The sequence below is a fragment of the Marinobacter adhaerens HP15 genome (genome assembly GCF_000166295.1).
GTDB classification, from domain to species: domain Bacteria; phylum Pseudomonadota; class Gammaproteobacteria; order Pseudomonadales; family Oleiphilaceae; genus Marinobacter; species Marinobacter adhaerens.
Genome location: NC_017506.1, coordinates 911590 through 932581, shown reverse-complemented (window position 1 = coordinate 932581; position 20992 = coordinate 911590). Strand labels below are relative to the sequence as shown.

Below are 20992 nucleotides of genomic sequence, written 5' to 3'. Positions count from 1 at the left end.
CCAAGCAAGTTGATAGAATATTCCCAACACATGGAGTGTTAACCCCATTGCACGGAGCAAGCATGCGTTACCTCGTTTTTTCTTCTCTTGTTGTCACTTCTGCCCTTTCCGGTTGTAGCCTTTATTACGAGTCCCAGGCAAAAGACATGATTCAGCGTCAGATGGACGCCATGGTTTTTGTGGAAGGTGGGGAGTTTATGATGGGGAATCCTGGGGGGTGGGATGGAAGCAACGACAGCTGGCCGCCGCATAAAGTAGTTCTGGACGATTTCTATATTCAGAAGTATGAGGTCACTCAGGGGGACTTTGAGCTGTTTATGGCGGTGACGGGGTATGAACACTCGAACAGTTCCTACGAAAGCCTTAGAGATCATTCTCCGGATCGCTTTCAATCAAGCTTCCCGGCAGTAGTGTCATGGAAAGATGCGTCGGATTTTTGCGAATGGCTTGGATCTCAGACTGGCAAAGCCGTTGAACTCCCGACGGAAGCACAGTGGGAATATGCAGCCCGAAGCGGTGGCAAACCGTTTCGCTATGCTACTGAGAACGGAGACGCGAAAGAAGGTGTAACAATGGCAGCACGCCCATCACAGTACAGACGACAGAATAAATCACTTCCGCAGCCGCCAGGGAGCTACCCTCCAAACCTGCTTGGCCTGTACGACATGTCAGGGAATGCTGCGGAATGGGTGAGAGATTATTATCACGCCGATTATTATGAGCGCTCCCCCGTAAATAACCCTAAGGGACCCGAGAGCCCAATCATAGAAAGCTGGAGCAACGAACCCTTCCGGGTCCTCCGAGGCGGCGATTTTAGAGACTTCTCAGGGAACACAACAGTCACAAGACGCAAAGCGATAGAACGGGCAACAAATGAATCCACCGGTTTTCGGTGCTCCCTCTTAAAAATTTAACTACCGGAACCCATGACACTTGCCTTTTCAAATGTTCCCCACATTTGTAGGGCGCTCAATTTATCGGTTCTGGATGATTGACGACACAGCGGAAGCCTTGGTTTGGAGAGTCAATACTCACAGCCCTTCGACCGTAGACCGTTGCCAAACCGCCCGAGTGATCGCCGTAACCGGCGAGATCGCGGACAGTTTTCTTATCCGCTTCGGACTCGTTCGGCTCAGCTGCAACGGAATTAACGGTACCCAGGTGACCAAATCCGGAATAGTATCGATCCCGGGTCCACTCCGAGACGTTACCTACCATATCGTGTATACCGAGTGGATTCGGAGGATAAGAGCCTAGCGGTCGCCATTCTGTTTCTAACGATGAGTGGACGAAGAGAGAGCTTCGGGATGGTCCCACGCCTAGCACAAGCCCCGCGTGAGCGTTTACGTAGAATTTTCTAGTCTACGGACTGAATAAAAGTTTGGGCTCAGCTTCAGCCCTAACGCCCAACGCTGCCTCGACCTTCATCCCCACTTGACAAAGCCTATCCCACTCGAGCTTATCGCTCAGTACGTCTTGCAAGCGCAGCTCACCTTCCAGCACACATCCACCACGAATGCGTGCGAGTACGCCTAATTCACCCCCGCTTTTTGCCCGTTCTTCCTCGAGGCAATTCCCTTCAGGGTGGGAGGGCCATCGGCTGTGGACAAGTGAACATTTCCGGCAATGAGAGCCGAAGCACCGGCGAAACCCGAAAGCGAGGCACTAAACACAGCCTGAAAATGACCGAGTGACGCAATCTTGCGCACCCCATCCTAGCCTCCAACCCGGAAGAGAACTGATCATCCGGGGAATCCGCCACTTAACGTATGCCTTCTTGACCAGAGGCGAGCATGGCGGGCTGGTCATTACCGCGAGAATGATGCGCAGAACAATCTGATTAGCCACGTACTGGGTGTACAGGGTCCCAAAGCCGAACAAGCCGTATATCGGCGTGGCAAGATCCGATGAAATCAGCGGGCGCTTGCTCTCACCTGCCGACTCACAATTTTTAATTGCTCTTCCATGATGAACCCTGCGCACCTTGGAAATGAAATGGTCTGGTAAATCCAGACCCCCATTCTTTATTGGTGGTCGGGTTCCTTCAAGAAAGCAACCGTCATTCAGGATAGGGTATTGGTGGCTCCATCGAGGAATACCATTGCCGCAAGCTCTGAACCACAACCCAGTGCTTCGGCTTACCGAATTTTCGGCAATTCATACAACGCAACTTGCCAGGTTCGTAAAACTCAATTTCGAGCAAAGCCCCTCTGTTATTCGATTTTTGGCTGGCACACCCATCACCAAAGGAGCTCATGAACAGCGCATAGTTGTCGTTATAATCACAAAAATTGAAGGTATTGGAGAGAGGTTGCCCGAGTAGGTTAGCCATAAACATGGTCGTTTTCGATATGATGAGCCTCGCCTGTTTGTTAAAGCGCCGCCCATGCTCTTGGTAGTGTGCTACGAACTCCTCACCCTCTTCCACCTCATAGTCCGGGTGATAGACTCCCCAATTAGCCTCTTTCAGCCCATCGGGTTGTGGATCGGCCCATAAAAGCGGACTAACCACAATCGGAAAAGACGCCATGAGAGCGACCAGACCGAAAGCAGGTAATCGCTGATTCGAGGAGTCGCTCAACGCTGGCATTGCCAGAGTAAGCAAACCGACCCAGCCCGAAAGCAAACACGCCGCCAGAGCAATCCGCTCGGTAAAAAATAACCAAACAAAAACCCAAGGCCAGGTCAAAAAGCCCAGAGACACCCCTTTTCCCACAAGAGTAATTCGATTGTTATCCCGGAAAGGAACACTGAAGAGAACCGCCAACCAACCGGCCAGGGTGCTAACGGCAAATGCGATCATGAACCCAACGTTCAGGATTCCATTCTCAATTTCTAGAAAGGATGCCTCGGCACCTTCAAAAACCGAAACTCTAATGTAGCTAATAAGAATGAGAGTCGAAGGTATGAGTAAAAAAGCTGCAATATACTGCATCTAGCCTAACTTCCCTGTTCATATGACTAAGCTTATCGATTGATTGGCTTCGGATGATTAACGACACAGCGGAAGCCGTTGCCGCCAGCGGAAACAGGCACACCGGATCGCGCAAACACAGTAGCATTGCCACCTACGTGGTCTCCGTGGCCAGCCCAATCTCTTACAGTTTTCTCCGGACTATCTGGGTCAATGGGTTTCAGCGGACCTCTGGGATTGTTGCGCGGCGCATGCTGATAATAGTCCTTCTGAAACCAGTCCTGAGTCCATTCCGCAACATTCCCCGACATGTCATGAAGTCCTATCGGATTGGGCGGATAACTACCAACAGGTCTCCTCTCCATGACTAGAGAAGAATGGCTAAGCATATTGCCGGAAGGCGGGATACTTGGATCAATATACTGCCTGGGCCTCTGCAAATATGTATCGTTATCTGCAACGCCAGTATTTGTGGCGAAGGGAACATTACTGCCCCTGCTTCGGGCAGCGAATTCCCATTGCGCTTCCGTAGGGAGAGCAAAAGGCAAGCCGGTTTGATCGCCTAACCAGGCGCAGTAACCTTCCGCTTCATGGTAGTTTGGCGTTCTGGCAGGTTTAAGATAAAAATAAGGAGAAAAGGGATCTTCACTTGGTTCGGCGATAAATTTCTCGTCATAGACAGAGCCCTCATACAAGGAAAAGCGTCCAAGTTTTTCGTAGTAGACATGCATTTCTCCCCAAGTTGTCTCGTATTTGGAGATTGAGTAGCTATCGACACTAACCTCGACAGCAGGCCGAGCATGATCGGTTAAAACTACATAAGGCGAACCATTCGGGTGTCCCACATCACCCAGCTTAAAAGTACCTCCGTCAACAAAGACCAGATTTTCAATCGCTTTTTGCTTGATTCGAGAAACCGCATCGGCCGAGCCGTTACCAAACCTCTCACAAGCAGATAATGAGGTTGCAAGCAACACCAACAACCCCAACTGCAAACCATTGTTCAGAACCATATGTGGTTTTCCTTAGCCAATCCTACAAATACGGCAGACGTCGAAAGGATCCATTCTCACAGGCCTTCCCGCTATTGCTGTTTGACCCTGAAGCCCGAGCATGAACATGCGCTGATCCGCTTTGTTTTTTCCAATGAACGCAAAAAGTCGTTCAACGTTCGAGTCAAACTCCTCTTGCATTGCAAAACCTTCAGGATTCATTCGCACAACGGTTTCCTCGAAATCGCGCCACCCCTGGAAAGTTTCCATTATCTGCTTAACAGCCGTAATTTTGATGTCATCGTCATCCCACAAATCGGGTGTCACCCACCAGTCATAAAGAATATTATCCAGAACCGTACCTTTGACCTCAGGTGGGGCATGCAGGAAAACGGAATTCTCCTTCAATTGCAGATCAGTGAGTATGTTTTGCGCGATGTCAGTGCTTTGTTTTTCTCGGTAACGATTAACAAAAACCTCCTGGGCGTATGTAGCCAGCTCATTTGCGATAGAACCAGCAAACTCGTTAGCCACTTCAAATGCCGACAACCCTCTCGCCAAAGCATATAGCCCCATTCGTTTATACCACTCGAAAGCGTCGGTACTTTGATCAAAGAGCTCTAAATACCTGAAATCCACATCCAATAGTGCGTTGTAGACGAAATGGAGCATCCGAATGACTTTCTGAGTCTCGATCTCCAAGAGAAAGCTTCCAGATGGCCCCACGCCTAGCACAAGCCCAGCGTGTGCGTTTACATAAAATTTGCCAGTCTCCGGGCTGAATAACAGCCTGAGTTCGGCCTCTGCCCCAGCCCCCAACGCTGCCTCGACCTTCTTACCTACCCTACAAAGCCTTTCCCACTCTCGCTTCTCGGTCAGTACGTCTTTCCAACGCAGCTCACCTGCCACCTCACATCCGCCACGAATGCCTGCGAATACCCCAGCCTCAGCCCCCGCCCTCTGCCCGTTATTCCTCGAAGCAATGCCCTTCAGAGTGGGGAGGCCGTCCTTGGTGGACACGTGAACATTTCCAGCAATAAGAGCCGAGGCGCCGGCAAATCCGGTCAGCGAGGCGTTGATCGCTGCCTGGAAATGGCCGAGCGACGCGATCTTGCGCTCGCCATCCCAGCCTCCAACCCGATAAGGAATCCGGATTTCGGACCGGTTATTCACCGGAAACGCCTGCTCAACACCAACCTTGCCCTGCGCCAGGGCATACTGCGCTTCCGCTTTCGCCTGGAAATGCACTTTCCCCTTGCGCGGATCAAATTCGCCCGAGGCCGCCGCGCCGGCAGCAAAGCGCATGAACTGTGCCTCCGCAGAGGCATCAAACCCGGTCTCATCGACCGCTTCCCGCCTGGCTTCCGCGTCTCCCCAGATAGACCAGGATGCTTCATCGTAAAACTTGTTCAACGTCGTCATCAGCGCGCCATTTTTATCCGGCTCCCAGAGGGTTGCGTTGAACTTGATGTTAAGTTCGCTTCGGATAGCATCTCGTAGCTTAGCCGGATCAACGCCGTTCTCGGTTAGCCAACCCTTACTGCGCTCCCTGTCTCGCGATGCCATCGAATACCGGCGAGGGTGGTTCGCGATCTTGTCAGAGCGAACAAATGTGACGTGCTTATTGCCGGCCAACCGCTTTATTTCAGTAATCGGTGGAATGGATTGCATGTCGTTGGTCAGGACTGAGCGTGCCTCAAGTTCGTCTATCAGCCGTTCTTTCTCCTCCTGTACTTCCGACAGCAAGCGCCCTTCGCCCTCACTCACGCCCAGTTCAGAGTCGGTCTCACCCTCATCAAGCCCGTCAAGCTTCCCGTAAAATTCAGTGATGGGGCCACAAACGAATTCCTCTTCTTCGACCCACTCCGCCAATTCCGCCTCAGTCAGGAGAATCAGTTCGTCAGACCCGGTTACATGGACAACTTCCACGATTTCTTCGGAACAGGGAGGCTCCTGAGCAACAGATCCCACTTCGCAGTTGGAGAAATCAGCCTCGTTGGCCGCTGGCAGCTTGAGCAGCTGTCCGGGGAAGATACGATCCGGGTTCTCAATTGCAGGATTCAGCCGCATCAGGCTGCTCAGGGTTGTTTGATGCCTTTGTGCAATCGCACTGAGGGTGTCGCCGGAGCGAACGGTGTATTCAGAATTCATCAGGCAACTCCGTATGCCAAATGGTTATCCACTGCTTTCAGACGTGCGCTAGCCGAGACCTCAGAGTCAGACAGAATGGTGCGGATTTCGGCAAGCTTGATCCGCTCCCCGTGAACCACGGCCAGCTCTGAGTAACGGCTAACCTCCTTTTCGGTTCGAAAACCCAGCGCGGTTGCCTCATTGATGAGTTGCTCCAACCGTGCTCGATCCGTGATGTCGAGAAAACGGCCCAACTTCTCGACGAATTCATGCCTGGCGCTCTGTGACAGCACTGCCACATGATTTTCAGTGAGGAGAAACCAGCCTTCCTCAGCCGCTTTCCTGAAGTGTTGCGAGCCATCTGAATCGAACCGGGATAGCTCTCCGTTCGGCTGGAAGGCCAGCCACTCTCTGACTGGCCCACTAAAGCGAGCGCGTTCCTGCTCATTCAGTGCAGACATCAGCCGCGTGAGCTGCTTGGGTGCGTAATAGCGCAGGTAGGAGAATCCCCCATTCGGCATCCGCACACTGAGCAAACTGCGCAAATGGCCCGCCACAAGGGGAAGGCTTTGATCCGATAGAAGGATAATGGCTTTATCCTGCCACTCAGACTGGGCACGCCAAAGCCGTGTACCCTCGGAGGGTTTGACCAGGCAAGGGGTTACTTCCATAGCCGCTTCATGTGGTGTGCCCAAGAACAGATATTCCAGTTGGGGCTGATCATCATGCTCGTAGGTGAAGCGCGGTGCATCAAACAATGCACCGTCAAAAAGAATGTAGGCGTTCGCCCTGGTTGTTTCATCCAGCCCTATCATGCAGTCACATCCTCGCATGAACAGGATGAGAGGGCGCAGGTGCCATCCGACTTGCGCCCGCATTGCTTGACCAGTGCAACATCGTTCCTGGCCGCCGCTTTCAGGGCCTGCACCGAACTTGGAGTCGGACCTGCTAAAGCCCGGGTGTCGGTTTCAGCAAGCTGTGCCGGTTTATTCGTATCGGCAATTTCACTCAGGCTGGCCGGAAGCGCCGGGTCTTGGGCCGACACCCCACTCCCACTCCCAGGCCCACCGCCAGAGTTCATGCGCACCGAAGGCCCGGAGACCGTAACGCCACTGGGATCCAGCTTCAGAAAGCTGCCACCCGCCTTGAGCGTGAGTTCGGCGCCCGCCTCGATTACGACTTTCATACCCGCTTTGTGGTGGATCTCGGTGCCAGCTTCAACGAGCTGGTTTTTGCCCTGTTTGCTGTGAAGACTGCCACCGATGGAGAGGCTGTAATCACTTCCGACCGACTCACGCTGTTCGCCATCGACAGTTCGGTGCTCATTGCCTTTGACATGACTGAATTCGTTGTTTTCGACCGTGCGGTGACTGTCGTTCCGAATCACCTCCGTGCGGTTGTTCTCGGTGAGCAGGTCCAGGTCTTTCTGGGCGTGGACGTAGATCTGTTCCTGGTCCGCCTCATCCTCAAACCGCAGTTCGTTGCTGCCCTCGCCCTTGTGGGTCTTGGTTTTCAGGGTGGTGCGGGTTTTGTGCTCCGGCAGCCCATAGGGTGGCGTGTTGGTGATGTGATGGGTTCGCCCGGTGATGATGGGCTGGTCCGGGTCGCCGTCCAGGAAGGAGACAATTACTTCGTGGCCGATTCGTGGCAAGGCCATGAAGCCATACTGGCCGCCGGCCCAGCCCTGACTGACTCGGAGCCAGGCGCTGCTGTGTTCGTCGTTTTTCGAGTAGCGATCCCAAGGGAAACGGACTTTGACCCGGCCATGTTCATCGCAGTGAATCTCTTCGCCTTCCGGGCCTGTGACAATCGCAATTTGCGGGCCGTCCATCAGAGGACGATGGGGCGTTCGGGGACGCCAGGTCAGGTCTGCAGGTATGGCATTGAACCGGTTGTGATAGGTGGTGGGTTCGCTGCCGCCCTCCTCTTCCAGGGCCTGGGGCTGGGTGCCGGTGTGAGTGACTGCGGTCAGCAGCCATTCCCGATTCAGGGCGTCGCTGTCGTGCTCCTTCAGCTCAACTTTGGCGCCGGCGCTGAAGTCCGGGCGATTGCTCTCACCGGATGCGGTACTGGCATCATTGCGGAGGGATTGCAGTCTGGCTTCGGTAAACGGCTGGCCACTGGCATCGGCCTTGAAGCGGCCGGGGTAATCGTAGTGCTGGTAATCTTCCCGGTGCTTCAGGTCGCCGGAAGCATGCTGATGCATCAAAGCATAGGCGGGATTCTTAAAGGTATAATCCTTCATGGCCACAGAGGCCACCCGCACCCGCTCTTCATATCGAAATCGGTACACGACCGGGCGCCTGCTGCTGCCGCCGGCTCTGGCTTTATATTCTGCCGGCTCCAGCTTCGGCGCATCGCCATGATGGTCGGCGATTACAAGCGCCGGCTGTGTGTCTGCGTCCACGCTCCCGTGTTCATACCTGTAATGCCAGCCCTCTTCAGCCGCGAGACGTTCGAGGAAGGCTAGGTCGCTTTCTCGATGCTGAACACAATACTCCCGCTGCTCGGGAGTGCGTTTCAGATCGAAAACCGAGTCGATAATGCCGCGCTCTTCCAGCAAGGTTCGCGCGATGGTATCGCTGCTTTGGGTCTGGAAAATCCGGCTGTTGTGCATCAGCCCCAGACGCCAGAGTGGCGACTGAATATTCAGTTCATAGCGGGTGCGCCGGTGACCGGCATCGCCCCGAACAAATTCGTTGACCACACCGGTGAAGCGCCTTAGCGGCTCGCCATCCTGCCAGACCACAAGATCCACCGGTTGCTCAAGAATTTCCGCTGCCTGAATTGAGGGATCGGTACTGGCCAGCTCAAGCCGACCGTGAAACACCTCGGACAGGCATTCGGTCAGGGTAAAACCGACGAGTGAAAAAATATCAGAGGGGAGACCGCCAACGCGGACGGTGAACTGCAATCCATTTGCCTGGGGCATGTCTTCAATCCTTTGAAGTCATCAATCCGGATGATTCTGCTACAAAAACTGCACTATCCCTGGCAGTTCTTCCATCGTAGCGGGTGAAACATTAACAGCGTAGCCGCGGTTATTCAACGAAAAGACCAGACGTTACTCACTCGCCTCCTGAAGCGAACGATACCATTCGGCGTACGGCGTGTTCTCGATCTTGCACTGGGTGTAGTCCGGTTCGCCATCAGACCACCATACCGGCCCGCGCTCACCCAGGGCACGCTTGGCGTGATCCACCTGTTGGCGGGCCTCACGCTCCTGACCCTCGTCGCCGGATGCTTTCGCATCCCGCACCATCCGGCGAGCAGACATCAGGTGCTTGACCTGCTCCCGGTACACCTGCTCCGGAAGATCGGGATTCGAACAACGCCACAGGCGCCCCTTTACCACAAGGTAGCGCCCGTCCAGCGTTTTGATCGTGTCTTTACCCAACCTTTATTCAGGCTTATAAAGCCGCTGAATGCTGGAGAAATCCAGGCTACCGTTGCCCTGCCCAGCATGAAGCTGGAACAGGTTGCGGGCCAGAGAGCCCATGGGAATGGAAGCCTGGTTCTTGACGGCGTTGTCGAACGCCAGCCCCAGATCCTTGGTCATCAGATTGACCAGGAAGCCGCCCTCGTAGTTACGTGACGCGGGTACGCCCTCCATCACACCAGGCCAGGGGTTGTAGACGTTCAACGCCCAGTTGCCGCCAGAGCTCTGCTTCATGATTTCCGAGAGAACCGCCGGATCCAGACCGTTCTTCACGCCGAGCGCAAGTGCCTCACTGGTGCCGGACATCAGGATGGCCAGCAGCATGTTGTTGCAGATCTTGGCCACCTGGCCGGACCCATGATCACCGGCGTGGAAGATGTTCTTGCCCATGGTGTCGAGAATCGGCTTGGCCTTGTTGAAGGCCTCTTCCGAGCCGCCGCAAATGAAGGTCAAGGTGCCGGCCTTGGCACCGCCAACACCGCCGGAGACGGGCGCATCGAGGAACGGGATATCCTTGGCTCGTGCAACTTCGGCAACGCCCCGGGCTGTTTCCGGAGCGATGGTGGAAGAATCAATCACCAGGGTGCCGGCCGGCAGTTTTGCCAGCAGACCATCGTCTCCCAGGTATACCGCTTCCACATGCTGGCCGGCAGGCAGCATGGTGATGACACACTCCGCGCCACTGGCTGCTTCGTGGGCGGTGCCTGCTGTTTTCGCGCCTTCGGACACCAGGGCGGCAACAGCGTCTTTGGACAGGTCGAATACGGTGACCTCGTGGCCGGCTTTTACCAGGTTTCCGGCCATTGGGCCGCCCATGTTACCGAGACCGATAAAGGTAATCTTTGCCATGTCTTTTCTCCTTGTTCTTGTAATAGATCAGCTAAAAAAATCGTCGATCCAGGCGCTGTCCATTTCGGCAAGGGACGCATAGCGCCAGCGGGGCTGCTGGTCCTTGTCGATCAGAAGCGCGCGGATGCCTTCGGCAAACTCGCCCTTGGTCAGGCACTTGGTGGAAAGCACCAGTTCCTTGTCGAGCACCTCTTTAAGGCTGTCGTGTTTGCAGCCGTGCAGGTGCCGCCAGACCAAAGCCAGGGATGTGGGTGACGCACCAGCCAGGGAGCGGGTCGCTTTCGCCACCCAGCCGTCGCCACCAGACAGTTCTTTCAATTGGTTAACGGTCGCTTCCAGGGAGTCAGCATCGGTAACCCGATTGATCTCATCGAAATGAGTGCGAACAGGCGACTCCGGCATGGCGTCGGCGCTCTCACGCTCGTATCGACGCAACACACTACCGACCACTGCATGAGGATCTTCGCCCTGCCAGTTACGCTTGCACAGCTCGGCAATAACATCGGCCTTCAGATCATGCCGGATGAAGCGGTCGGCAAGGCCAGTGAAAATTGCGTCAGCGCCGTTCAGGCGAGCACCGGTCAGACCCAGGAACAAGCCGGTGCGCCCGGGGGTGCGGTTCAGGAACCAGCCCGCCGCAACATCGGGGTAGAGGCCGATGGTGATCTCGGGCATGGCAAGCTTCGATCCTTCTGTCACCACCCGGTGAGACGCGCCCTCCATAATGCCCATACCGCCACCCATTACGATGCCGTGTCCCCAGCAAACGAGCGGTTTCGGGAAGGTATGGATCAGGTAATCCAGCTCATATTCCTCGGTGAAGAATGCCTCACCCTCACTGGCACCCTGTGGCTCGGTCATGCTGCGATACAGGGCAACGATGTCGCCACCGGCACAGAACGCCTTGTCGCCCTCGGATTCCAGCCAGACGGCCTGGATTACGGGGTCCTCCGCCCAACGCTTCAGTTGCGGAGTCAGCAACCGGATCATTTCCAGAGACAGCGAGTTCAGCGCTTTGGGCGTATTCAGCCGGGCCACGGCGATCAGCGCGCCATCGCCCGTCTTCCATTCTTCGAAGATAATGGGTTGATCACTCATAACAGGTCCTTGAGCCAGCCTTCAAAGCCGGCTTCAGCGGTTTTTCCATTCCGGCTTGCGCTTTTCGAGAAACGCGTTTACGCCTTCTTTCTGGTCTTCGGTAGAGAACAGCTCAACAAACAGTTCCCGCTCCATGCGCCAGCCGTCGTCGTGGCTGCGGCCATCGCGGGCGCTCATCACCAGGGTCTTGCAACGAGCCGTTGACGACGGGCTCTGCTGGCACGCCATTTCCGCCAGCTCCAGCGCCTTATCAAGGCCCTGTCCGCTCGGCACCACTTCCTCAACGAGGCCAATTCGCAGTGCCGTATCGGCCTTTACCCGCTCACCGCACAGAATCATCCGCTTGGCCCAGCCCTCACCCACCAGCCAGGGCAGGTTCTGGGTGCCGCCGGCACAGGGCAAAAGGCCAACGCCTGCTTCGGGCAGTGCCATCTGGGCATGCTCTTCGGCAATGCGGATGTCACAGGCCATGGCGCACTCCAGGCCGCCACCCATGGCGTAGCCGTTCACCGCCGCGATAGAAACACCGCGGAACCGCTGCAGCGTGGAGAAGGCCTCGCCAAAAAGCTGGCCCATCTCGTTCGCCCGGGCCTTGTCGCCATCGGCGAAGGTTTTCAGATCGGCGCCGGCGGAATAGAACTTCTCGCCCTGCCCGGTCATTACCAGGGCAAAGATGTCCCGGTCTTCGTTCAGTTCCTTGACGATGTTCGTCAGGGCAATGAGGGAATCCTTGGTCCAGGTGTTGGCCGGTGGATTGTTGATGGTCAGTACCGCGATATGTCCGCGTTTTTCGAGCTGAATCAGGTCACTCATTTGCTATTCCTCATACTGAAAATGGGGTCGGATGACGATTTCATCAGACCCCATTTTTATGCTTATTGAATTGCCTCAGCCACGCCGTCATCGAGCAGGCGACGGGCAACAATCAGACGCATGATTTCGTTGGTGCCTTCCAGGATCTGGTGCACACGCAGGTCACGCAGATAGCGCTCAAGCGGGTATTCACGAATGTAGCCATAACCGCCGTGAAGCTGCAGGGCCTCGTTGACCACTTCGAAACAGGCATCGGTGGCGAACCGTTTGGCCATGGCACAATGCAGTGTCGCTTCCGGATCGGCGTTATCAAGCTTGAACGCGCCCAGACGAACCATCTGCCTCGCGGCAACCAGGTTGGTGGCCATGTCGGCCAGCTTGAACTGCAGAGCCTGGAAAGCCGCCAGCGGCTTACCGAACTGTTCCCGCTCGTGCATGTAGTTACGGGCACGGAGAAGAGCCGCTTGGGCACCACCAAGGGAACAGGTGGCGATATTCAGACGCCCGCCATCGAGCCCCTTCATGGCGATGGCAAACCCGTCGCCCTCGTCACCAACTCGGTTGCTGGCCGGAATGCGGACATTCTCCAGGCTGATCATCCGGGTAGGCTGACTGTGCCAGCCCATTTTTTCTTCGTTCTTGCCGTAGGAAATGCCGTCGGCATCTGCGGGAATCACGAAGGTGGAAATGCCTTTATAGCCGGAATCCGGCGCTCCGGTTCGGGCCATCAAGACCAGAATATCGGTGGCCCCAGCGCCGGAAATGAATACTTTACTGCCGTTGATTACGTAGCTGTCGCCATCGCGCACGGCCTTGGTGCGAAGACTGGCCGCGTCTGAGCCGGCACCCGGCTCGGTCAGGCAGTAGGAGGCGAGCCATTCGCCGCTGGCGAGTTTAGGCACGATTTCCTGCTTGAGATCATCCGACGCAAAGCTGGCGACCATCCAGGTAGCCATGTTGTGGATGGTGATAAACGCGGCGGTTGAAGGGCACGCAGCAGCGAGCTCTTCCACGATAACCGAGGTGTCCAGCCGGGACAGCCCCATACCGCCAAGCGCTTCGGGGGTGTACATACCCATGAAGCCCATTTCGCCGGCTTCCTTCATCATATCAACCGGGAAAATATGCTCGTTGTCCCACTTCGCAGCGTGGGGCGCCATGGATTTTTCCGCGAACGCCCGCGCGGCCTCGCGAAACGCCAGCTGATCTTCGGTGAGGTTAAAGTCCATCGTTACGCTCCAGATAGAGAGGGCTTGGCATTGGGCGGGGAAAACAAGGGGCCGGAAACAGGTTCCGGCCCAAATACCCCACCTTCAACGCAATTAACGCAACTGGATAGAGAAGTTGGCTTCCGAGCTGGTCGCTTCACTGGAGAACCAGCGGGAGGTAACCGTTTTGGTTTCGGTGTAGAAGCGAACCGCCTGCTTGCCGTAGGCATGCTGGTCACCGTAGAAGGAACCCTTCCAGCCGGTGAACGAGAAGAACGGCAGGGGCACAGGAATGGGGATGTTCACGCCCACCTGGCCTACGTCGATCTCATGCTGGAAGCGACGCGCGGCACCACCGGAACTGGTAAAGATGGAGACGCCGTTGCCGTACGGGCTGTTATTTACCAGCTCGATGGCATCACCGAGGGTGTCGGTTTCCATGCAGGAGAGCACGGGACCGAAGATTTCCTCGTTGTAGATATCCATCTCGGTGGTAACACCGGAGAACAGAGTCGGGCCAACCCAGTTGCCATCGGGCAGTCCGTCTACGGTGCAGCCGCGACCATCCAGCAGAAGGTTAGCGCCCTGCGCTTCACCGGTCGCGATCAGGGACTCGATACGGTCTTTCGCTTTCGCGGAGATGATCGGGCCATAGCTGGCACCGGAATCGTTCCACGCGCCTGGACGAACTTTCGCCATGGCTTCTTTCAGCTCCGGAATCCACTGCTGGGCTTCGCCCACAAAGACCGCGACCGAAATTGCCATGCAGCGCTGGCCGGCAGCACCAACCGAGGCGCCAACCAGGGCATTGATCACTTGCTGTTTGTCAGCGTCCGGCAGGATCACCATGTGGTTCTTGGCACCGGCGAAACTCTGTACACGTTTCATGTTGCGGGTGCCGGTCTCGTAGATGTAACGGCCAACAGGCACAGAACCTACGAAAGAAACGGCCTTGATGGCGGGATCAGTCAGCAGCACGTCAACCTGCTCCTTGCCACCGTGAACCACCTGCAGAACGCCCTTGGGCGCACCGGCTTCTTCAAACAGCTCGGCAAGGCGCATGGGGGTCAACGGATCCTGCTCGGAAGGCTTGAGGATAAAGGTGTTACCGCAGGCAATCGCCATTGGGAACATCCACAGCGGAATCATGGCCGGGAAGTTGAACGGCGTGATACCGGCGCACACACCCAGCGGCTGGATCCAGGAGTGGGTATCCACTTCACGGGCAACGTTCTCAACCGTCTCGCCCATCATCAGAGAAGCGACGTTTCCAGCGTGCTCAACTACTTCAATACCGCGCCAGACGTCCCCTTTGGCGTCTTCAAACGTTTTGCCGGTTTCCTGCGAAAGGATTTCAGCAATCTCGTCATGATGTTTTTTCAGAAGTGCCTGATAGCGGAGCATAACCCGGGCGCGCTCGGAAACCGGCACTTCCTTCCAGGTCTTGAATACTTCACCGGCATACTTGATGGCCTGCTCCATTTCCGCATGAGTCGTGTTCGGAGCCTTGGCGATCACTTCGTTGGTGGCGGGGTTGGTAACTTCAATCCAGTCCTTGGTCTGGCTCTGGATGAATTCACCTGCAATATACAACGGTACATTTTTCATGTTGATGTCCCTGTTTGTTGTTGTGCGGGAAGCCGGCCGGAACCTGAGGGTTCCTTGCCACGTTTACCCAAAGGCTAGCACGGGATTGACCAATGGGTGATTGACTAAATTTCGCCCGTAATGGACTATCTTTCGATAAAGCTCAAACAAACAAGACCAGAAATGACCCAAACCTCACAGTGGCCGGTGCCCAAAGACAGCATTCGCTACGTGGTGCCTGAGCCGATCATTCGACTGCTCGCGAGCCATCCACTTACCCGGGATCTCTATCCGCTGGCGTTCGGCCACTACCGGCGCGCCGTCGGCCATCACATGCATCGGGAACACCATCACGACAATCTTTTGATCTACTGCACGGAAGGCCGTGCGTTCCTGAACGTAGGCGGGGAGCCCTACACGGTGGAGGCTGGCGATCTGCTGCTTCTGCCGGCCGGTGCCAACCATCGGTATACCGCCGATCCGGACAACCCCTGGACCATTCACTGGGTGCACTACACCGGACCACTGGCAGCGGATTTTCAACACTACATGGGGTTCGACGGCCCGACCCGGATTCGTCATTTGGGCCGGCAACCCCGGCTTCTGGTTGACTTCAATGGCCTGCTATCGGTGCGACAGACCGGTTTCCGGGCCCGCGGCCTGATCCACGCGGCCAACCGGCTTCGGCAACTGTTGGCTGCGGTTCCGATCAACGCCGACGAAACCGGGCACGAGCGGCAGGCCGAACTGGAAACCATTCACAATTATATGCGGGAGCATCTGGATGAGCGTATCAGCCTGGAGCAACTGGCCGATCTCGCCGGCCTCTCTCCGGCTCATTTTGCCACCCGCTATCGGGAACAGACCGGCACCTCCCCGATCCAGCACTTCCTGCACCTGAAGGTGGAACGCGCCTGCCAGATGCTGGACACCAGCAGCCTGAGCTTCGCAGACATAAGCCGACGCCTGGGCTATGACGATGCTTACTATTTTTCGCGGCTTTTCAAAAAGGTAATGGGTCAGTCACCCCGGGACTACCGGCATACCGCCCGACACTGAACGGTCAACCCGGGCCAGATTGAAACCTGCCGCCTTCTACGACTTTTGTTGTAGGAGCCAAGGGGTTAGGCTGGGGGCATCGAATGACAAAAAGAGTGAGCCCATGGCCATGTACACCATTGAAATTGATGAAACCTTTGACGTACCCCGACGACGGGTTTTCGCCCTGTTCGCCGACCATTACCGTTTCGGAAAACTGCTGGGAGCACCGGTCAAACGAATCAAGGACAGCGATCAGGCTGATCCCAACGGCATCGGCTCCGTTCGCAAAATCGGCATCGGGCCGGTCGGTCTGGAAGAAACGGTGACCAGCTTCGAGCCGGATTCACTGATCGAATACACCATCACCAGCATGAGCCCGATCCGCAACCATCTGGGAAGAATCCGTTTCGAGGACACACCGGAAGGTCACACCCGGGTGAACTACACCATCACCTTCGAAGACATCGTACCGTTCACCGGGAAGGTCGTCAGCAGCGCCCTTGAACAGGGTATTCGCCGCGGGATCAAACGGGTACCACAGCTGGCCTGAGAGACGGCAACAACAAATCGTTACTTGAGGAATATCAGAGAATTGACCTGAGGCAAGAGTTGGCTTTTGTCAATTTTGTAATCTCCGCGCAGCTTGCAATATCCGGCCATTCCGGCCGGATCAAACTGTATTTTGCGGGAGACCGAAATGGCAGCCGAACCCATTGTCCTGTTCGATAACGGACACCACAAATGCCTGATGTTCGATTCCCTGGTAACCGGAGAGGGCGTCCAGTCCAACCAGTTCCTGATTGTCGACGGTAAACATGAAGCACTGATCGACCCGGGTGGTGACCTCACCTACACCCCGCTGTCGGTAGCAGCATCGCGCTACATGAACATCCGCGACATGGATTACGTGTTCGCCTCTCACCAGGACCCGGACATCATCGGCGCCATCGACCGCTGGATCGTTCACACCCGCGCGAAGATCGTAACTTCGAAACTCTGGGCCCGGTTCCTTCCGCACCTGGTTTCCAGCTACGTGACCAACCAGCTCAGCGGCAGCGTCTACGACCGCATCGTTAGCGTTCCGGATGCCGGCGCCAATGTGAAATTCGGGGAATCCTATCTGCAATGTCTGCCAGCCCACTTCATGCATTCGGTCGGCAACCTGCAGTTCTATGATCCGGTCTCGAAGATTCTGTTCTCGGGCGACCTGGGCGCCTCCATGGGTGGCGAGGACGATCACCTGCCAGTAAAGGACTTCGACAAGCACATACCGAGCATGATCGGCTTCCATCGGCGCTACATTGCCTCCCGGAAGGTTTGCCAACTCTGGGCGAATATGGTCCGCGACATGGATGTTTCGATGATTGTGCCCCAGCACGGCAAACGCTTCGAAGGACCGGTGATGGTTGATCGCTTCCTGAACTGGGTCAGCGATATGGAGTGTGGCATCGACCTGATGACCCAGGAAAACTACCGGCGCCCGGTCGATTACGTGTAGCTAGGAATAAAAGTGGCAGCCATAAGGCTGCCACTTTAAGAACGATGCCTTCAGTCAGGCAGTTACCAGTATCCGATTTTCTGGAACTACTGCTTGCCGCCTCCTCCGCCGTTCTTTTTCCATTCCTGCGACTTGTTCATTCCGCCGCCATTCATCATGCCTTTCTCGCCGTCATTCATCATGCCCTTGCCCTGGCCCTTTTTCTGGCCAGCAGCCGTCGGTGGCAGATTTTCCACATCAACACCACGGGCGCGCGCACGCTCGACCATCCTCTGATGATGCTCCTGGCGGAATGCCTGCCGCTGCTCGGGCGTCATTGAGCGCATTTGCTCCCGGAACTGCGCCCTTTCCTGCTCTGACATCATGCCGTAGCCGGAGATGGGGTAACCGTCACGATCCATTTCCTGGTCCTGCGTTTGGGTCTGCAGGCGATCCCTCGTCTGGTCCATGTCCCGGTCCTGATCCTGCGCAAAGGAAGAGGACAGAGGTAGCATCAGGCACACTGCCAAAGATGCTGAGTACAAAGTTGTCAATTTCATGAGTGCACCTCCACTATCAGCCCGGAAATCCCCGGCTTCGGGAACTGCTGATCAAACCTGGGGTATCCGCCCTACGGCGGAAGCTCCATAGTTTGAGAATACTCCCGGAGATGCCGTCAGAAATCTGACCAAAATCAATTCCGGACCTTCATGAACACAAATTCATCCTCTGTTCATTTCTCCAGACAGGTATCCGACTCACGCCGTCCTGGCGCCGCTGGTAAGCTGTCGGCAAGGCCGGCAAGAAACTGTTGCGCACTGGGTTGACCGCTCGTTGCAGACATCCTGATCAAACATAGCCCCTCAGCGATCCTCCCCTGTTCATACAAGTTCTTCCCCAGCCGCCAGCGGGCATCACTGTTTCCCGCTCCCGCAGCTCGCCGATACCAACGGAGTGCCTCGTTTTTATCCAGGACCGTTCCCTTGCCCTCTTCATAGGCCATGGCCACTTCGACCATACTGATGGAATCACCGCTGTCGGCTGCCCGCAGGTACCACTGGAAGGCTTTCTCCTGGTTTTGTTCAACGCCCTGCCCCTGGGCATACATGTTGGCCACATTCAGCATGCCCTGGCGGCTGCCCTCCTCTGCCAGCTCCAGATACTGCTCGAAGGCCGATTCATATTGCCCCATCTTGTAGACGACATAAGCGTTGAGAACCCGGATCATGTCCCGTGCCACCTGGTCCTGATCGCCGTTCTCGTTACCCCCGGCACTCGCCAACGAGCATGAAAAGACCAGGCACAGAAACAGCATCCGAACCATTGTCTGCGTTGCGCTTTGTCTTTGCATTCTGTTCCCCGACGCCTGCCAGTTGTCCTCTCACGCTAGCAGTGGCTTGCCGATAGGTCTGTGCATCAAAAGTGCTGTCCTGCTGGCACCTTGGTATTGGCGGATCGTGAAAACCATCCCGGAACAGGGGCCAAATAAGCCTGTCCCAAACCGGCAATGTTGAGTAAAATCCGGCCTTTTCCAGAGAACCAAGAGGCAGCGCAGATGGGCAGAGCCTACCAGAACCGCAAAGAATCCATGGCCAAGACGGCTGCGGCAAAAACCAAGGTCTACAGCAAGTATGGCCGCGAGATTTACATGAGCGCCAAGTCCGGAAGCCCCGATCCCCAGGCCAACCTGTCCCTGCGCGGACTGATCGAGCGGGCCAAGAAAGACCAGGTGCCTTCGCACGTCATCGAAAAGGCCATCGACAAGGCCAAGGGTGGCGCCGGCGAAGACTATGCTGCAGCTCGCTACGAAGGCTACGGACCGGGCAACTGCATGGTGATCGTGGACTGCCTGACCGATAACCCGAACCGCACCTTTGGCGACGTGCGCCTGGCCTTCACCAAGACCAAGTGCAAGATCGGCACGCCCGGAGCCGTGTCTCACATGTTCGACCACAGCGCTATTTTTGCGTTCAAGGGCGAGGATGAAGAGGCCGTACTCGAGGCGCTGATGGAAGCGGATGTCGATGTAACCGACATCGAGAACGAAGATGGCCTGATTACCGTGTTCACACCGAACACCGAATACGCCAAGGCTCGCCAGGCACTCGTGGACGCAATCGAAGACATCGATTTTGAAGTGGATGAAATCCAGTTTCTGCCCAAAACCACCACAATGGTGGAAGGCGACGACATCCCCATGTTCGAGAAATTCCTCGACATGCTGAACGAACTGGACGACGTGCAGAACGTGTTCCACAACGCCGAACTGCCAGAGCAGTAAACAACCCGGGCCGCCGGCCGCGCAGGAAGATAGCACCATGCAACAGAACGCTCCCACAAACCGCAAGGCGCGCGTGGTGGTCCTTAAAACAGGCACCACCTACCCGGACATTCGGGCAAGGTTTGGCGATTTTGACGAGTGGTTCCTGCGCGGGTTGTCAGACGAGCTGGATATCACCGTTGCCAATGCCGAGGCCGGTGAACTGCCGGGGAATCCTGAAGACTGGGACGGCATCGTGGTGACGGGCTCCCCTGCCATGGTGAGCGACCGGGCCGAGTGGAGCGAGAACGCGGGGCGTTGGCTGGTAAAAGCCGTCAGAAGCGAAGTGCCGGTGCTTGGTGTCTGCTATGGCCACCAGTTACTGGCCCACGCGCTGGGCGGGGAAGCTGGTTACCATCCGAATGGCCGGGAAACCGGCACCCACGAGGTTGAACTCCTTCCCGAGGCAGCTTCCGATATCCTGTTCCGGGAGCTACCGGAAAAATTTCCGGCCCAGCTGACACACCGGCAGTCCGTGCTGCGCCTGCCTGAAGGAGCGGTGTTGCTGGGACGCAACCAGTTCGAGCCTCATCAGGCTTTCAGAATTGGTCCCTGCGCCTGGGGCGTGCAGTTCCATCCGGAGTTCACGGACGCCATTATGAGCGCTTACCTGAAGGTCCAGGCGCCCGACCTGACACGGGAGGGGCTTGATGCGGAGGCCCTGATCGCGGGCGTGAAGCCAGCACCGGATGCGTCCTCGCTGCTTTCCCGTTTCAGCAGATTTGTTCAGGATCGGCTCCGGTAATTCGCGGGCCAACCGTCACGGTCAGTCGAGGATATAGGCGGTTTTTTCCATTGCCTGCTCTTCTTCATCGATGAAACGGAACTCATTCCAGCCAATGCGCACCATGTCGTTGCTGTTGAGACGCTGGCGGTCAGCAACCCGCAATTCGTTCACAAAAGTGCCATTGGTGCTGTTGCTGTCGGTAATGTAGTAATCCACCGTACCTTCCAGATAGGCATTGGGCACCGCTTCTATCAGGGCGTGCTGGCCGCTCACAGAAATTTCATCAATCTGGATATCGTTGTCCGGGCGCCGACCGATGCGCGTTTCCGGTTGCCCGAGTTCAAAGGTGTTAACAACAACGTTATCCACCAGTTGCGAAAGCGAAGCCATGTCAGTT

The 20992-nt window shown here is 56.2% G+C and carries 21 protein-coding genes; 6 read left to right on the top strand and 15 right to left on the bottom strand.

Annotated elements, in window-relative coordinates; all coding sequences use genetic code 11:
- Nucleotides 1-62: 62 nt before the first annotated feature.
- A complete protein-coding gene (locus tag HP15_RS04590; protein WP_049784459.1) occupies nt 63-914 on the top strand; it encodes a formylglycine-generating enzyme family protein in 852 nt (283 codons plus the stop codon).
- Between the two features lie 55 nt (nt 915-969).
- Here the strand turns inward: HP15_RS04590 and HP15_RS23030 are convergent, their stop codons facing one another.
- The 12 genes from HP15_RS23030 to HP15_RS04530 all read right to left on the bottom strand — a co-directional run bounded on the left by HP15_RS23030 (nt 970) and on the right by HP15_RS04530 (nt 15051).
- On the bottom strand, nt 970-1218 hold the full coding sequence (locus tag HP15_RS23030; protein WP_373274851.1) for a hypothetical protein: 249 nt from the start codon (nt 1216-1218) through the stop codon (nt 970-972).
- A gap of 841 nt (nt 1219-2059) precedes the next feature.
- Nucleotides 2060-2935 (bottom strand): hypothetical protein, encoded by an 876-nt coding sequence (locus HP15_RS04580; RefSeq protein WP_014576400.1) that lies wholly within the window; start codon nt 2933-2935, stop codon nt 2060-2062.
- Nucleotides 2936-2967: 32 nt separating this feature from the next.
- Nucleotides 2968-3927, bottom strand: coding sequence for a formylglycine-generating enzyme family protein (locus HP15_RS04575; RefSeq protein WP_014576399.1), 960 nt, complete (start codon nt 3925-3927; stop codon nt 2968-2970).
- Nucleotides 3928-3939: 12 nt separating this feature from the next.
- Complete coding sequence (locus HP15_RS04570; protein ID WP_014576398.1) at nt 3940-6057, bottom strand: LysM peptidoglycan-binding domain-containing protein; 2118 nt, start codon at nt 6055-6057, stop codon at nt 3940-3942.
- Entirely contained in the window at nt 6057-6851 is a 795-nt protein-coding gene (locus HP15_RS04565; RefSeq protein WP_041645042.1) for a DUF4123 domain-containing protein, read from the bottom strand. The genes HP15_RS04570 and HP15_RS04565 overlap by 1 nt, the downstream gene beginning before the upstream one ends.
- The gene (locus tag HP15_RS04560) at nt 6848-8968 is read right to left on the bottom strand and encodes a type VI secretion system Vgr family protein (protein WP_014576396.1); all 2121 of its coding nucleotides are present in this window, start codon (nt 8966-8968) and stop codon (nt 6848-6850) included. The genes HP15_RS04565 and HP15_RS04560 overlap by 4 nt, the downstream gene beginning before the upstream one ends.
- Nucleotides 8969-9100: 132 nt before the next feature.
- Nucleotides 9101-9433, bottom strand: a complete 333-nt coding sequence (locus HP15_RS04555; RefSeq protein WP_014576395.1) for a hypothetical protein — start codon at nt 9431-9433, stop codon at nt 9101-9103.
- A gap of 3 nt (nt 9434-9436) precedes the next feature.
- Complete coding sequence (mmsB, locus tag HP15_RS04550; protein WP_014576394.1) at nt 9437-10324, bottom strand: 3-hydroxyisobutyrate dehydrogenase; 888 nt, start codon at nt 10322-10324, stop codon at nt 9437-9439.
- Between the two features lie 27 nt (nt 10325-10351).
- A complete protein-coding gene (locus tag HP15_RS04545; RefSeq protein ID WP_014576393.1) occupies nt 10352-11422 on the bottom strand; it encodes an enoyl-CoA hydratase/isomerase family protein in 1071 nt (356 codons plus the stop codon).
- Between the two features lie 33 nt (nt 11423-11455).
- Nucleotides 11456-12235 carry an enoyl-CoA hydratase gene (locus tag HP15_RS04540; RefSeq protein ID WP_014576392.1) on the bottom strand — a complete coding sequence of 260 codons (780 nt, stop codon included), beginning with the start codon at nt 12233-12235 and terminating at the stop codon, nt 11456-11458.
- Between the two features lie 62 nt (nt 12236-12297).
- Complete coding sequence (locus HP15_RS04535; RefSeq protein ID WP_014576391.1) at nt 12298-13464, bottom strand: acyl-CoA dehydrogenase family protein; 1167 nt, start codon at nt 13462-13464, stop codon at nt 12298-12300.
- 93 nt (nt 13465-13557) lie between these two features.
- Nucleotides 13558-15051, bottom strand: a complete 1494-nt coding sequence (locus tag HP15_RS04530) for a CoA-acylating methylmalonate-semialdehyde dehydrogenase (protein ID WP_008175948.1) — start codon at nt 15049-15051, stop codon at nt 13558-13560.
- A 162-nt stretch (nt 15052-15213) separates the two neighbouring features.
- Between HP15_RS04530 and HP15_RS04525 the strand changes: the two genes are divergently transcribed.
- The 3 genes from HP15_RS04525 (at nt 15214) to HP15_RS04515 (ending at nt 17569) form a co-directional block, all read left to right on the top strand.
- On the top strand, nt 15214-16089 hold the full coding sequence (locus HP15_RS04525) for an AraC family transcriptional regulator (RefSeq protein ID WP_008175950.1): 876 nt from the start codon (nt 15214-15216) through the stop codon (nt 16087-16089).
- Nucleotides 16090-16192: 103 nt separating this feature from the next.
- On the top strand, nt 16193-16621 hold the full coding sequence (locus HP15_RS04520) for an SRPBCC family protein (protein WP_008175952.1): 429 nt from the start codon (nt 16193-16195) through the stop codon (nt 16619-16621).
- 147 nt (nt 16622-16768) lie between these two features.
- A complete protein-coding gene (locus HP15_RS04515) occupies nt 16769-17569 on the top strand; it encodes an oxygen-binding di-iron domain-containing protein (RefSeq protein WP_008175954.1) in 801 nt (266 codons plus the stop codon).
- Nucleotides 17570-17655: 86 nt separating this feature from the next.
- Here the strand turns inward: HP15_RS04515 and HP15_RS04510 are convergent, their stop codons facing one another.
- Nucleotides 17656-18108: a hypothetical protein gene (locus tag HP15_RS04510; protein ID WP_169702134.1), complete on the bottom strand. Its 453-nt coding sequence runs from the start codon at nt 18106-18108 to the stop codon at nt 17656-17658.
- 173 nt (nt 18109-18281) lie between these two features.
- The gene (locus tag HP15_RS04505) at nt 18282-18899 is read right to left on the bottom strand and encodes a tetratricopeptide repeat protein (protein ID WP_227499702.1); all 618 of its coding nucleotides are present in this window, start codon (nt 18897-18899) and stop codon (nt 18282-18284) included.
- Between the two features lie 204 nt (nt 18900-19103).
- On the opposite strand from HP15_RS04505, the gene HP15_RS04500 reads away from it, so the two are divergent.
- Nucleotides 19104-19829, top strand: a complete 726-nt coding sequence (locus HP15_RS04500) for a YebC/PmpR family DNA-binding transcriptional regulator (RefSeq protein WP_014576385.1) — start codon at nt 19104-19106, stop codon at nt 19827-19829.
- A 37-nt stretch (nt 19830-19866) separates the two neighbouring features.
- Nucleotides 19867-20613, top strand: a complete 747-nt coding sequence (locus tag HP15_RS04495) for a glutamine amidotransferase (RefSeq protein ID WP_041645039.1) — start codon at nt 19867-19869, stop codon at nt 20611-20613.
- A 21-nt stretch (nt 20614-20634) separates the two neighbouring features.
- On the opposite strand, the gene HP15_RS04490 is transcribed toward HP15_RS04495, so the two are convergent.
- Nucleotides 20635-20985, bottom strand: a complete 351-nt coding sequence (locus tag HP15_RS04490) for an FHA domain-containing protein (protein ID WP_008175962.1) — start codon at nt 20983-20985, stop codon at nt 20635-20637.
- Between the last annotated feature and the right edge of the window lie 7 nt (nt 20986-20992).